The sequence below is a fragment of the Pseudomonas sp. 18175 genome, from assembly GCF_050432925.1.
Classification (GTDB): Bacteria; Pseudomonadota; Gammaproteobacteria; order Pseudomonadales; family Pseudomonadaceae; genus Aquipseudomonas.
In genome coordinates this window covers 154855-168558 of the sequence record NZ_JBKFTO010000011.1, presented here as the reverse complement: position 1 = coordinate 168558, position 13704 = coordinate 154855, and the positions used below count along the sequence as shown (strand labels likewise).

Sequence of the window (13704 nt, the reverse complement as noted above, 5' to 3'; positions counted from 1 at the left end):
GTTCCACCCCTAAGGCCTATGGCCCTGGAGATTCTTCATGGTAGATCACTCATCACCGCCCCGTCCGCCGTTGAGCACTGCGAGCCTGATCGCGCGACTCGTGGGAATCGGCGCCGTGGTTGCGGTTGTTGCGGGGGCTTTTGCCTACGTCAACGGCACACTCGACCCACAACGCCTGCGCCCGAAAACCCTGGTCAATGCTCTGGAGGCCAATAACGGCGTGCACCCGGGCTTTCGCCGCAACCATGCCAAGGGCGTCTGCGTAGCCGGGTATTTCGAGAGCAGTGCTGATGCCCGTGCCTACTCCAGCGCCCAGGTGTTCAGCGAAGCCAAGACCCCAGTGATCGGCCGCTTCGCTCTGCCCAGCGGCAACCCCTATGCACCGGACAGCAGTGTGCCGATCCGCAGCTTAGCCCTGCAGTTCAGCCAGGCCAACGGCCAGCAATGGCGCACGGGGATGAACAGCATGCCGGTGTTCCCGGTGGGCACGCCTGAAGCGTTCTACGGTTTGCTCAAGGCCGGCGCGCCGGACCCGGCTACCGGCAAACCGAACCCGGCGGCGATGCCCGCGTTTTTTGCCGCTCATCCCGAAACCGCGGCGTTTCTGGCGTGGGTCAAGACGGCCAAGCCATCGACCAGCTATGCGACCGAAACCTATAACGGCATCAACGCGTTTTACCTGGTGGGCGCCGATGGCAAGCGCCAGGCAGTGCGGTGGGGAGTAGTGCCCCAGAGCCAGGATGCCTCAGGCGACAGCGCGCCGGCCGGCAGTGACTTCCTCGAAAAAGACCTGGTGCAACGTTTGGCCAGCGGGCCGTTGCGTTGGCAATTGAACATGACCCTGGCCAACCCCGGCGACCCGCTGGACGACGCCAGCAAGCCGTGGACCGGCGAGCACAAGGTGCTCAACGCCGGCACCCTGGTGCTGCAAAGCAGCCAGCCACAGGCCGACGGTGATTGCCGGGATATCAATTTCGACCCGTTGATCTTGCCCAGTGGCATCGAAGCCTCCAATGACCCGCTGCTGGCAGCACGTTCGGCGGCCTATGCCAGCTCCTACCTGCGTCGCGCCGGTGAAGTCAGCCCGTTGCACACGGGTGTTCAGAAGAGTGCCCCTCAGGAGTCGAAGCCATGAATGCCCAACCCCGGTTTTTCGCCCCGCTGGCGCGCCTGCTGCACTGGTTGATGGCGCTGATGGTCATCGCCATGTTGTTTATCGGCGCAGGGTTGGCGGCGTCTGTTTCAGAGCGGCACGAATGGCTGATCCACCTGCACAAGCCGTTGGGGATCGCGATCCTGGCACTGGTGATCGTGCGGCTGGTGGTGCGCTTTTCTACACGCCAACCGCCGTTGCCCGCTGACTTGCCATTGTGGCAAGTGCTGGCGGCCAAGGCGTCCCACTTGGTGCTGTATGGCTTGATGCTGGTGTTGCCGTTGCTGGGCTGGGCGATGATTTCAGCGGCGGGTGACCCGGTGATGCTCAGCAGTTCGGTGCAGTTGCCGGCGCTGGTGGGGGCCAATGCGCCGTTGTTTGCACTGTTGCGCAAGGCCCATGGGTACCTGGCCTACCTGTTGTTCCTGACGGTGCTGCTGCACCTGGCGGCGGCGTTGTTCCATGGGCTGGTCCGCCGTGATGGCGTGCTGCAAAGCATGACTGGCACCAAACCCTAGCGCAGGTGGTTGATGATATCAGCGACGCTGCTCAACACATCCTTACCCAGTTGCATCGAGCGCTTGCCCGACCAGCCGGTGTGGGGGTTGGGGGCGTCGTTGTTGTCTTTGAACGGCATTTCCAGGGTCAACGACAGGCAGTCGTATTGCTCGCCCACGGCGTTGCAGGCCAAGGTCATGTTGGCTTCGCCTGGTAAGTCGCGGGTGTAGCCGTGGGTGGTCTGGAAGTCGCGGGTCAGTGCGTTCAGGTGGCTGCGAAAGTGTTTCTCCAGCCCCTCGATACGTGGCGTGTAGCCGGGGTTGCCTTCACAGCCGGCGGTGAACACGTAGGGAATCTCTTCATCGCCGTGGATATCGAGGAACAGGTCCACGCCGTATTTTTCCATTTGCTGTTGAACGAACAGCACTTCGGGGCTGATCTCTTGGCTGGCGCTCTGCCATGCGCGGTTGAGGTCCTGGCCCATGGCGTTGGTGCGAAGGTGACCGTGGAAAGCGCCGTCCGGGTTCATATTGGGAACCAGGTATAGGTCGGCGACTTTCAGCAGTTTTTTCATCTCGGCGTCGCCGTCCTGCTGCAGGCGTTCGATGATGCCTTCCATAAACCATTCGGCCATGTGCTCGCCGGGATGCTGCTGGGCGATGATCCAGACGTTGCGCCGGCCTTCGCCGCCTTTGCCGCGACGCAGCAGTTGGATGTCACGGCCTTCGACACTTTTACCGGTTGCCAGCAACTGGGTGTCGGCGCGGCTCAGGGCTTGCTGGATCAGCCAATTGTGGCGTTCACGGCTGTAGGGTTCGAAATACGCGAACCACGCGTGCTTTTCGTGGGTCTTGAGGCTGATATGCAGGATTTCTCCGTCAAAGCGCGAAGGCACCCGGAACCAGTTGATATGGTCGTAGGAGGCCACCGCGTGGTAGCCGTCCCAGGCGTGTGGGTAGGACGACTTGCCCGCGTTGCTCAGGCGAAAGGTGTGGGTGTGGCCCACGTGCATGCCTTCGGCCTTGAAGTGGAACCACTGGAAATGCTGGCTGCGCGTATCGGGTTTGATTGCCAGCAGCAACTGGTAGGCATCGTGGGCATCCAGTACCTGGATATTTCCACTGTCGAAGTTGCTGCTGATTCTGATGGAGGTCAAGGCCACTGTCATAGTCTGGGTGCCTGAATATGAGTGTTGTGGCGGATATCTTACACAGGCGCGGGGCAAAATCTTGACGCAAAATTGTTGCAGGGAGGAGGGGGCGTCGTCCTTGACGCCGCCGCAGCTTAGTTTCTATGAGATTGATTCTCAAGCGCTAATTCGCAAAGATCCGGGCTAGAGCGCTGGTTCGGCTTTCTTTTGGCGATGGTCTTTTGCTACCATGCGCGCCATCGAGCAACACACAGTCTTCATTAGCCTGAAGCCATGCCAGGGAAACTGGCAAAAAAAAGACCCGGCCAAAGAGCCGGGTCAAAAACCGTGATTAGCCTGATGAGGAGATATTCCAAGAGTCCGACCTAAGGTCCCTTGGTCTATCGACTGATCTCGCGATCAGCTGGGTCCAATAATAATCATTATCATTTGCAAGTCAAATGTTTTTATCCGTGAGATAGAAATATTTTTCTTTCGCGCCTGCTATCCGTTTGCCTGAGCCTGTGGCGCCTGCAACGACCGCTCCACCATGGCCTTTGCCATATCAATCAAATACACCACCGAAAACGCCAGGTCTCGCTGATTGCCCTGATGGTTGCTCGCCGATTCATAGGCCGTGGCCGCTGCGCTGCGCAACAGGTCTGAGGCATGGACCAGGGCTTCTTCCTGGGTGATCTCGGGCTTGATGGCGAACAGCGCGCCATCCGCAACGGGCGCCGACATATCTTCTTTCAAGTAATAGTCCAGTGCACGACGGGCAGCGCCGCTGCTGCGCATGTCGTGCAGCTCATTGTGTTCGGGTGTTTCGGGCTGCGGGCAATGGGTTGTCGTCATAAGGGGCGGTACTCCGTGTGGGTGTCGAAAACCTTATGCCCGATAATAGTACGTATCGTATTTATGTCGTTTTATGGATTACTACAAACTGTTTATTGCCCTGGAGAATACCTCACGTATCGTCTGGCGCCATGGATAACTGGATAGCGTTGGTCAAGGCCAACATGAGCGACCGCAAGGTCACGCAGGGCGAACTGGCGGAGCGCTTGGGCATGTCCCAGGGCGGCGTCGGCCATTGGCTCAACAAGCGGCGTGTGCCGAGTCTTGAGGACATGAACCGTGTGCTGGAGGCGTTGGGCCTCGGCTACCTGGAAGTATTACTTGAGGTACGTGAGCGCGGCCAAGAGGGCGACCGGCCAGTGCAAAAACACTACAACCCGTATTTCCGCTACCCGGTCAGCGATTGGAAAGGCCTGTGTGAAATCCGCGAAACACGTGCAACCTATGGCGCCCCCCGCTTTGAACTGACGGACTATCACGCACAGGGCGAGGCCTTTTGGCTGCCGGTTACAAGTGACGCCATGACGGCGCCCAGCGGCCTAAGCATCGGCGCGGGGATGATGATTCTGGTGGACCCGGCCATCACCGCCGAGCCAGGCAAACTGGTCGTCGCCCAATGGGCCGCCAGCCCCCAGGCGACCTTTCGCCAGTTGCGGGAAGAAAGCGGCCAGCTTTACCTGGTGCCGCTCAACCCGACCTATCCCAAAGTGCTGTTGACCGACGATTGCCGCATCCTCGGCGTCGTGGTGCAGGCTACCGCCAGGTTCTAATCAGCGGTGTCGAGTTCCACCAGTGCGCAACCTTCGGCAACCATTTCGCCTTCCTGGCAGAACAGTGCCTTGACCACCCCGGCGTGCGGGGCGCGGATGCTGTGTTCCATCTTCATCGCCTCCAGCACCACCAACTGCGTGCCTGCTTCAACCTGTTGGCCCGGTTCCACCAACACGCGCACGATGCTGCCGTTCATGGGCGCCGTGAGGCCGCCTTGATGGGACTGGTTGGCCGCAACCGCTGCAATCGGGTCGAACAGGCTCACCCCGTGCATTTCGCCATCCCAACGCAGGTACAAGGTGCCTCCGTTACGAAAGGCCAGGTGGGCACGCCGCACGCCCTGATCGTCGATCAACAACTGCTCGCCTTGCAGTTGCGCGTTGCCCGCAAGCGTCACCAGCCGATCCTGCCCATTGCCGCTCAAATGCAGGGAAACCTGCGTCGGCAAGCCCGCACGGAACCCCCGGGTGTCTGCCCAAGGCCCTTCACCCGCAGGCGTGCTCTGCATAAACGCCGCCCCGGCCGCCTGCCAGAACGCATCGCTCAAGGCCCCCGGCGCGGGTAGCAACTCGTCCTGGTAACGCGGAATAAACCCGGTATCCAGCTCCGCAGCCGCGAAGGCTGGATGGCCGATGATGCGCCGCAAAAAGCCCAGGTTGGTCTTGAGCCCGCCTATGGCGAACTCATCAAGCATGCTGAGCAAGCGCAACCGCGCTTGTTCACGGTCCTCGCCCCAGGCAATCAGTTTGCCCAGCATCGGGTCGTAGAAGGGCGACACGCTATCGCCTTGCTCCACGCCGCTGTCCACGCGACGCCCGGGGCCCGCTGCGGATTCGCGGTACAGCGCCAGGTGGCCGGTGGCCGGCAGGAAGTCATTGGCCGGGTCTTCGGCATAAAGGCGCACTTCAATCGCATGACCCACCAGCGGCACCTGTTCCTGGGTGATTGGCAGCGCCTCGCCCTGGGCCACGCGGATCTGCCAGGCCACCAGGTCCAGCCCGGTAATCGCCTCGGTCACCGGGTGTTCGACCTGCAGCCTCGTGTTCATCTCCATAAAAAAGAATTCACCGCGCGCGTCCAGCAAAAACTCCACCGTGCCTGCGCCCACATAACCGATGGCCTGGGCAGCACGCACGGCGGCTTCGCCCATGGCCTTGCGCTGTTCAGCACTCAGCCCCGGCGCGGGCGCTTCCTCGACGACTTTTTGGTGGCGACGTTGGATCGAGCAATCACGCTCATTGAGGTACAGGCAATGCCCGTGTTGATCGGCAAACACCTGGATTTCCACATGGCGGGGCTTGAGCAGGTATTTCTCCACCAGCATCTGCCCATTGCCAAACGACGACAGCGCCTCTCGCTGGGCCGAGGCCAGGGCTTCGGCCAGTTGGCTGACGTCCTCGACCACTTTCATGCCCTTACCACCGCCCCCGGCCGTGGCCTTGAGCAACACCGGGTAACCGATGCGTTCGCAGGCGGCGCGGAAGGTGTCCAGGTCCTGGGCTTGCCCGTGGTAGCCCGGCACCAGCGGCACGCCGGCGGTTTCCATCAAGGCCTTGGCGGCGGACTTGCTGCCCATGGCGTCAATGGCCGAAGCGGGCGGGCCGAGGAAGATCAAGCCTGCGGCCTCAATCGCCCGGGCAAACCCTGCGTTCTCCGATAAAAAGCCGTAGCCCGGATGAATCGCTTGGGCGCCACTGGCCTGGGCCGCAGCGATCAACTTATCGATTTGCAGGTAGCTCTCGGTGGCCTTGCTGCCCCCCAGGTCCACGCGGATATCCGCCTCGCGGCTGTGCCGGGCGTCGCGGTCGATGGCGCTGTGCACGGCCACGGTGGTCAAGCCCATGGCCTTGGCGGTGCGCATCACCCGGCAGGCGATCTCGCCACGGTTGGCCACCAGTACGGTCGTTAATGTGGTCATGAACGTGGCTCCTGCGCCTGCCAGCTCGGTGGGCGTTTTTGCAGGAACGCGCGTAAGCCTTCCTGGCCTTCGGCGCTGACGCGAATACGGGCGATAGCATTCTCACAATAGCGACGCAGCGCTGGGGTGAGGGCGCCGTTGCCGACTTCCCGCAGCAGGTCTTTGCTGGCGCGCATGGCCGCTGGGCTGTTTTGCAACAGGTTGCTGATCCAGTGCTCCACATGCAGGGGAAGGTCGTTGGTAGGGTAGCTTTCCGCCAGCAGGCCGATCTCGCGGGCACGCTGGCCGCCAAAACGCTCGGCGGTCAGCGCATAACGCCGCGCCGCACGTTCGCCGATGGCCTGCACCACGAATGGGCTGATCACCGCCGGGGCCAAGCCGATACGCACTTCCGATAGGCAGAACTGCGCATCATCGGCGCCAATCGCCATGTCACAGCAACTGATCAGGCCCAGCGCGCCGCCATAGGCCGCGCCTTGTACCACCGCCAGAGTCGGGATTTTCAGCTTGGCCAGGTTGTACATCAGCTCTGCCAGCTCGCGAGCGTCGTCCAGGTTGGTGTGGTAATCCAGTTCGGCCGATTGCTGCATCCAGGCCAGGTCGGCGCCGGCGCTGAAATGCTTGCCGCGTGCGCGCAGCAGCAAAAAGCGCAAGGAGGGGTCGCCCTGCACGTGGTCGAGGGCGATGATCAGCTCCCGGATCATTTCGGCATTGAACGCGTTGTTTTTGGCTTCACGACTGAGCCACAGCGTGGCAAAGCCGCGGCTGTCGGTGATCAGTTCGAGGGTGTTGAAATCGCTCATGGGTACAGCTCCATTTACATGCGGAACACGCCGAAGCGGCTCGGCTCGATGGGGGCATTCAACGCGGCAGAAAGGGCCAGGGCCAGTACATCGCGGGTCTGCAATGGGTCGATGACCCCGTCATCCCACAGGCGCGCGCTGGAGTAATAGGGGTGGCCCTGGGTTTCGTACTGGTCAAGGATAGGCTGCTTGATCGCGGCTTCTTCCTCGGCACTGAAGCCGTTCCCCGCCCGTTCGGCCTGCTCACGCTTGACCTGCACCAGCACGCCAGCCGCCTGTTCAGCGCCCATCACGCCGATGCGTGCGTTCGGCCACATCCACAAGAAGCGCGGGTCATAGGCGCGGCCGCACATGCCGTAGTTGCCCGCGCCGAAGCTGCCGCCGATGATCACGGTGAATTTCGGCACCTTGGCACACGCCACCGCCGTGACCAGCTTGGCACCGTGCTTGGCGATGCCGCCGGCTTCGTATTTCTGGCCGACCATGAACCCGGTGATGTTCTGCAAAAACAGCAGGGGGATCCCGCGCTGGCAGGCCAGCTCGATAAAGTGCGCGCCTTTTTGCGCCGCTTCGGCAAACAAAATCCCGTTGTTGGCCAGGATCGCCATCGGGTAGCCGTGCAGGTGCGCAAAGCCGCACACCAAGGTCGTGCCAAACAGTGCCTTGAACTCATCGAATACCGACCCGTCCACCAGTCGTGCGATCACCTCACGCACATCGAACGGCTGCTTGGCGTCGGCCGGGATCACGCCGTACAGCTCTTCGGCGCTGTACAGCGGTGCGACAGGCGGGCGCTGCTGCAACTGGCCCTGTTTGCGCCAGTTCAGGTTGGCCACGCTGCGCCGGGCCAAGGCCAGGGCGTGCTCGTCGCTGTCGGCATAGTGGTCGGCCACGCCGGAGACCTTGCAGTGCACGTCGGCACCGCCCAGGTCTTCGGCACTCACCACTTCGCCGGTTGCGGCCTTTACCAGCGGCGGGCCGGCCAAGAAGATGGTGGCTTGCTGACGCACCATGATCGCCTCATCCGCCATCGCCGGCACATAGGCGCCGCCAGCGGTGCATGAGCCCATCACCACGGCAATCTGCGGGATGCCCTGGGCGCTCATATTGGCTTGGTTGAAGAAGATCCGCCCGAAGTGCTCGCGGTCGGGAAATACTTCATCCTGGCGCGGCAGGTTGGCGCCGCCGGAGTCCACCAGGTAGATGCACGGCAGGCGGTTCTGCTCGGCGATGGTCTGGGCGCGCAGGTGTTTTTTTACGGTGAGTGGGTAGTAGGAGCCGCCTTTCACCGTCGCGTCGTTGGCGACGATCATGCATTCCACGCCTTCCACGCGGCCGATACCGGCAATCACCCCGGCAGCGGGCACATCCTCGCCATACACCTGGTGGGCGGCCAGTTGGCTGAGTTCCAGGAATGGCGAACCGGGGTCGAGCAGGCGATCGATACGCTCACGGGGTAGCAGTTTTCCCCGCGACGTGTGCCGTTCCTGAGCCTTGGCGCCGCCGCCTTGCTGCACATGGGCGAGCAGGGTGTGCAGGGCGTCGACCTGTTGGCGCATTGCTGCGCTGTTGGCGGCGAACTCCGCCGAGCGTGGGTTCAGTTGAGTGTGCAAGGTGGCCATGGATCGCTCCCTCAGCGGGTTTCGTTGAACAGTTCGCGACCGATCAACATCCGCCGGATCTCACTGGTGCCAGCGCCGATTTCGTACAGCTTGGCGTCGCGCAGCAGGCGCCCGGCAGGGAATTCATTGATGTAGCCGTTGCCGCCCAGGATCTGGATCGCGTCCAGCGCCATCTGTGTCGCGCGTTCGGCGCTGTAGAGGATCACTCCGGCGGCGTCCTTGCGTGTGGTTTCGCCACGTTCGCAAGCCTGGGCCACCGCGTACAGGTAGGCGCGGCTGGCGTTGAGTTGGGTGTACATGTCGGCGACCTTGCCCTGGATCAGCTGGAATTCGCCGATGCTCTGGCCGAACTGCTTGCGGTCGTGGATGTAAGGCACGATCAGGTCCATGCAGGCTTGCATGATCCCGGTAGGGCCGCCGGAGAGCACCACGCGCTCGTAGTCCAGGCCGCTCATCAGCACTTTGACGCCGCCGTTGAGGGCGCCGAGGATGTTGTCTTCGGGCACCTCCACGTCATCGAAAAACAGCTCGCAGGTGTTGGAGCCGCGCATGCCCAATTTGTCGAACTTGTTGCTGCGGCTGAAGCCTTTCCAGTCGCGCTCGACGATAAACGCGGTGATGCCGTGGGGACCTTTTTCCAGGTCGGTCTTGGCGTAGATCACGTAGGTGCTGGCGTCGGGGCCGTTGGTGATCCAGGTCTTGCTGCCATTGAGTACGTAGTGATCGCCGCGCTTGTCGGCGCGCAGTTTCATCGAGACCACATCGGAGCCGGCGTTCGGCTCGCTCATGGCCAGGGCGCCAACGTGTTCGCCGCTGATGAGTTGAGGCAGGTACTTGAGTTTTTGCGCGTGGTTGCCGTTGCGGTTGATCTGGTTCACACACAGGTTGGAATGGGCGCCGTAGGACAACGCCACCGACGCCGAACCGCGGCTGATTTCTTCCATGGTCACTACGTGAGCCAAGTAACCCAGGCCCGCGCCGCCGTACTCTTCCGCCACGGTGATACCAAGCAGGCCCATGTCACCGAACTTGCGCCACAGGTCGGCAGGGAACAGGTTGTCGCTGTCGATTTGTGCCGCGCGGGGTGCGATTTCCTTGGCTACAAAGGACTGCACCTGGTCGCGCAGCATGTCGATGGTTTCGCCGAGGGCGAAGTTCAGGGACGGGTAACTCATGGACGGGCACCTTAGTTGAACGTTGTTTTTATAAGGGGGGAGCGCGTGCTCACCTTTACGTTAACGTAAGCTTGCGTTGCAGGGCTGTCAATCGTAGTTTACGTTTACGTCAACCTACAAAAAAGACAACAGGGGTCGTTATGGAACAATCGAACCAGAGCTACAGCCGTGGCTCCCAGGACAAGACCTTGCTGGCCATGACGATCGGCCAAGCCTTCGATAACACCGTTGCGCAGTATCCCGATGGCGAAGCGTTGGTGGTGCGCCATCAGCAGCGCCGCTACAGCTGGCGGCAGTTGGCCGAAGCTGTCGACCTGCACGCCCGTGCGTTCCTGGCCCTGGGCATGCAGACCGGTGATCGCCTGGGGATCTGGGCGCCTAACTGCGCCGAGTGGTGCATCAGCCAGATCGCCAGCGCCAAGCTCGGGGTGATCCTGGTCAACATCAACCCGGCCTATCGCAGCAGTGAGCTGGATTACGTGCTCAAGCAGTCCGGTTGCCAGTGGCTGGTGTGCGCCGGGTCGTTCAAGGGTTCGGATTACCACGCGATGCTGCAGGCACTTAAGCCTGACCTGCGTGGCCTTATCAGCCTCGACCCTAGCCCGCCTACCGGCTTTATGCCCTGGTCGCAGCTTGCGGCCCTTGGCGCAGGCGTCCCGCCCGAACAACTGCACACCCACCAAGCCAGCCTGCACTTCGACCAACCCGTGAACATCCAGTACACCTCTGGCACCACCGGTTTCCCCAAGGGCGCCACCCTCAGCCATCACAACATTCTCAATAACGGTTACATGGTCGGCGAAAGCCTGGGCCTCACCGCCCAGGACCGCCTGGTGATCCCGGTGCCGCTGTATCACTGTTTCGCCATGGTGATGGGCAACCTGGGTTGCATCACCCACGGCACCACGATGATTTACCCCAATGACGGCTTCGATCCGTTGTTGACCCTGACCGCCGTCGCCGAAGAGCGCGCCACCGGCCTGTACGGCGTGCCCACCATGTTTATCGCCATGCTCGATCACCCGCGCCGTGGCGAGTTCGACCTGGTCAGCCTGCGCACCGGCATCATGGCCGGCGCCACGTGCCCCATCGAAGTGATGCGCCGGGTCATCAGCGAGTTGCACATGGGCGAAGTGCAGATTGCCTACGGCATGACCGAAACCAGCCCGGTGTCGTTGCAGACCGGCGCCACTGACGACCTGGAGCGCCGCGTGACCACGGTTGGCCGCACCCAGCCGCAGTTGGAGAGCAAGATCATCGACCCTGCCGGTAACACCGTGGTACGTGGCGAGATCGGCGAGTTGTGCACCCGCGGCTACAGCGTGATGCTCGGCTACTGGAATAACCCCGACGCCACCCACGAGGCCATCGACGCCGCCGGCTGGATGCACACCGGCGACTTGGCGAGCATGGATGAGCAGGGCTATGTGTGCATCGCCGGGCGCAACAAGGACATGATCATTCGCGGGGGCGAGAACGTGTACCCGCGTGAGTTGGAAGAGTTTTTCTTCACCCATCCGGCGGTGGCAGATGTGCAGGTCATTGGCATTCCGGACGAGCGTTATGGCGAAGAGATCGTCGCCTGGGTCAAGTTCCACCCGGGCCATGTGGCCAACGAGGTGGAGTTGCAAACCTGGTGCAAGGACCGGATCGCACACTTCAAGACGCCTAGGTATTTCAAGTTTGTGGATGAGTTCCCGATGACGGTGACGGGCAAGATCCAGAAATTCCGCATGCGCGAAATCTCGATTGAGGAGCTGCGAACCCAATCCAGCTCCCACCTTTCGAATAGTGTTGTATCAGATAAATAGCTGAATCACAGAAAGCACAAAGGGGACCCTAAGGTCCCCTTTAATTTGTCGTTGCGTGCTCTTTTTTTATTATTGAGGGGCGGTCTATTGTTGTTTTTGGCAACCGTTACCCTTTACCGCTGTTTTTGGCGACCCCCATCCGGGGTCAAGAGCAAACGTATTTTTTTGAGCGCTGATCTGCTTCTTCGTTATCGATCCAACCAGTGGGTAGCTACCTGAGGTAGTTTTATTTTTCTCTAACCGGTTGCGGGTTTCGGCATTGCCGTTCCCTGCGAAGCACATCTTCTCCAAAAAAATCTGTTAGCTGCGTCTCTGCCGTGTTGTTTTTGTTATGTCAGAGTCGTTTCGTCTTATTTTTATTAGGTTTGGCGCTTTTTATTCTTGTTATGCCATAGAGATAGCAGAAGCCGTGCCAACTTTTAAAAAGCCTTTAAAATCAACGATTTAATATTTGTGAGGGAAATGGCCTACGGCAAATACGACAAAATATGTTCCCGTGTTACTCGATGTGTAGGCGTGCGGTAACACATTGTCACGGCTAAGCTACTCAACCGGCGTTACGCGCCTTGGCCACCCGCGACCCAGTGGGCCGGCCCAGCACGTTGCTGATTTGCTGGCCCGCGCCAATCAAGGCATCCAGGTCAATTCCGGTGTCGATACCCAAGCCATTGAGCAGGTACACCACGTCTTCGGTGGCAACGTTACCGCTGGCGCCCTTGGCATAAGGGCAGCCGCCGAGGCCCGCGATAGAGCTGTCGAACACGTTGATGCCTTCCAACAGGCTGGCGTAGATATTGGCGACGGCCTGGCCGTAGGTGTCGTGGAAATGCCCGGCGAGCTTGTCCCGTGGCACCTGCGCACTCACCACTTCGAACAACCGTCGTGTGGCGCCCGCCGTGCCGGTGCCGATGGTGTCGCCCAGGGATACCTCATAGCAGCCCATGGCATACAGTTCCCGTGCGACGGCCGCGACTTGCTCGGGGGCGATCTCACCTTCGTAAGGGCAACCCAACACACACGACACATACCCACGCACGCTGATGCCGTGTTGTTTGGCTGCCGCCATGATCGGTGCGAAGCGCTCCAGGCTTTCGCTGATGGAGCAGTTGATATTGCGCTGGGAAAACGCCTCGGACGCCGCCGCAAACACCGCCACTTCCTTGACCCCTGCGGCCAACGCGTCTTCAAAACCGCGCAGGTTCGGCGCCAGCGCGCCATAGGTCACCCCGGGCTTGCGCTGGATCTGCGCAAATACCTCGGCGGAACCGGCCATTTGCGGCACCCACTTGGGCGAGACAAAGCTCCCCACTTCGATATAGCTCAAACCCGCTGCGCTCAATGCGTCCACCAACTGGACCTTGTCCGCCACGCTGATGGGTTGGGCTTCGTTCTGCAAACCGTCGCGCGGACCGACTTCCACCAGGCGCACATGGTAGGGGAGGGACATGGCAGTTACCTTCTGATCAATGGCCAGCCTGGCTCATGGTGTGGGCCAGGGCCTGGGTGCAGCGCTCTTCGGCGGTGTCCAGCTCCAGCTTCATTTGTTCGATATCCAGCAGTTGCTGTTCCAGCTGTTCACGACGCTCGGTGATCTTGGCGAGCATGCTATTGAGCTGGACGTGGTTGCCGCTGGTGGGGTCGTAGAGTTCGATGAGTTCACGGCATTCGGCCAGGGAGAAGCCAATGCGTTTACCGCGCAGGATCAGCTTGAGGCTGACTTTGTCCCGCGCCGAATAGATACGCTCCTGGCCCCGGCGTTCCGGGGCCAGCAGGCCTTGTTCTTCGTAGAAGCGAATGGCGCGGGTGGTGATGTCGAGCTCGCGGGCGAGGTCGGAGATGCTATAGGTGGTGCTCATGGTTGTGCCTGAGAAGATGTCTTGGGCACTAAGCTAATGGCTGGTTGACGTTAACGTCAAGGATGGCGCGTTTTTGTGGTGAGCGGGCTTGTTGTGGTGAGCGGGCTTGGCCC

12 protein-coding genes are annotated in these 13704 nt (G+C 61.1%); 4 read left to right on the top strand and 8 right to left on the bottom strand.

Going from position 1 to position 13704, the window contains the following annotated elements; all coding sequences use genetic code 11:
- Positions 1-37: 37 nt before the first annotated feature.
- Complete coding sequence (locus ACLD1Y_RS16965) at positions 38-1135, top strand: catalase family peroxidase (protein WP_429479041.1); 1098 nt, start codon at positions 38-40, stop codon at positions 1133-1135.
- Positions 1132-1671, top strand: a complete 540-nt coding sequence (locus ACLD1Y_RS16960) for a cytochrome b (protein ID WP_429479039.1) — start codon at positions 1132-1134, stop codon at positions 1669-1671. The genes ACLD1Y_RS16965 and ACLD1Y_RS16960 overlap by 4 nt, the downstream gene beginning before the upstream one ends.
- Here ACLD1Y_RS16960 and ACLD1Y_RS16955 read toward each other — a convergent pair.
- Both ACLD1Y_RS16955 and ACLD1Y_RS16950 read right to left on the bottom strand, forming a co-directional pair.
- Positions 1668-2819 (bottom strand): M14 family metallopeptidase, encoded by a 1152-nt coding sequence (locus ACLD1Y_RS16955; RefSeq protein ID WP_429479038.1) that lies wholly within the window; start codon positions 2817-2819, stop codon positions 1668-1670. The two genes, ACLD1Y_RS16960 and ACLD1Y_RS16955, sit on opposite strands and share 4 nt — an antisense overlap.
- Positions 2820-3284: 465 nt before the next feature.
- On the bottom strand, positions 3285-3635 hold the full coding sequence (locus tag ACLD1Y_RS16950) for a DUF6124 family protein (protein WP_429479037.1): 351 nt from the start codon (positions 3633-3635) through the stop codon (positions 3285-3287).
- A gap of 131 nt (positions 3636-3766) precedes the next feature.
- Here ACLD1Y_RS16950 and ACLD1Y_RS16945 point away from each other — a divergent pair, with 131 nt between their 5' ends.
- Positions 3767-4405 (top strand): LexA family protein, encoded by a 639-nt coding sequence (locus ACLD1Y_RS16945; protein ID WP_429479036.1) that lies wholly within the window; start codon positions 3767-3769, stop codon positions 4403-4405.
- Here ACLD1Y_RS16945 and ACLD1Y_RS16940 read toward each other — a convergent pair.
- From ACLD1Y_RS16940 to ACLD1Y_RS16925, 4 genes are read right to left on the bottom strand one after another with little or no spacing between them, the layout of a single operon-like run.
- On the bottom strand, positions 4402-6324 hold the full coding sequence (locus ACLD1Y_RS16940) for a biotin carboxylase N-terminal domain-containing protein (RefSeq protein WP_429479035.1): 1923 nt from the start codon (positions 6322-6324) through the stop codon (positions 4402-4404). The genes ACLD1Y_RS16945 and ACLD1Y_RS16940 overlap by 4 nt on opposite strands.
- Positions 6321-7127 carry a gamma-carboxygeranoyl-CoA hydratase gene (locus tag ACLD1Y_RS16935; RefSeq protein WP_429479033.1) on the bottom strand — a complete coding sequence of 269 codons (807 nt, stop codon included), beginning with the start codon at positions 7125-7127 and terminating at the stop codon, positions 6321-6323. The genes ACLD1Y_RS16940 and ACLD1Y_RS16935 overlap by 4 nt, the downstream gene beginning before the upstream one ends.
- A 14-nt stretch (positions 7128-7141) precedes the next feature.
- A complete protein-coding gene (locus tag ACLD1Y_RS16930) occupies positions 7142-8749 on the bottom strand; it encodes a carboxyl transferase domain-containing protein (protein ID WP_429479031.1) in 1608 nt (535 codons plus the stop codon).
- Between the two features lie 11 nt (positions 8750-8760).
- A complete protein-coding gene (locus ACLD1Y_RS16925; RefSeq protein WP_429479029.1) occupies positions 8761-9924 on the bottom strand; it encodes an isovaleryl-CoA dehydrogenase in 1164 nt (387 codons plus the stop codon).
- Between the two features lie 140 nt (positions 9925-10064).
- On the opposite strand from ACLD1Y_RS16925, the gene ACLD1Y_RS16920 reads away from it, so the two are divergent.
- Positions 10065-11735 carry an AMP-binding protein gene (locus ACLD1Y_RS16920; protein ID WP_429479027.1) on the top strand — a complete coding sequence of 557 codons (1671 nt, stop codon included), beginning with the start codon at positions 10065-10067 and terminating at the stop codon, positions 11733-11735.
- Between the two features lie 547 nt (positions 11736-12282).
- On the opposite strand, the gene ACLD1Y_RS16915 is transcribed toward ACLD1Y_RS16920, so the two are convergent.
- The gene (locus ACLD1Y_RS16915; protein ID WP_429479025.1) at positions 12283-13182 is read right to left on the bottom strand and encodes a hydroxymethylglutaryl-CoA lyase; all 900 of its coding nucleotides are present in this window, start codon (positions 13180-13182) and stop codon (positions 12283-12285) included.
- Between the two features lie 16 nt (positions 13183-13198).
- On the bottom strand, positions 13199-13591 hold the full coding sequence (locus ACLD1Y_RS16910; RefSeq protein ID WP_429479023.1) for a MerR family transcriptional regulator: 393 nt from the start codon (positions 13589-13591) through the stop codon (positions 13199-13201).
- Positions 13592-13704: the final 113 nt, after the last annotated feature.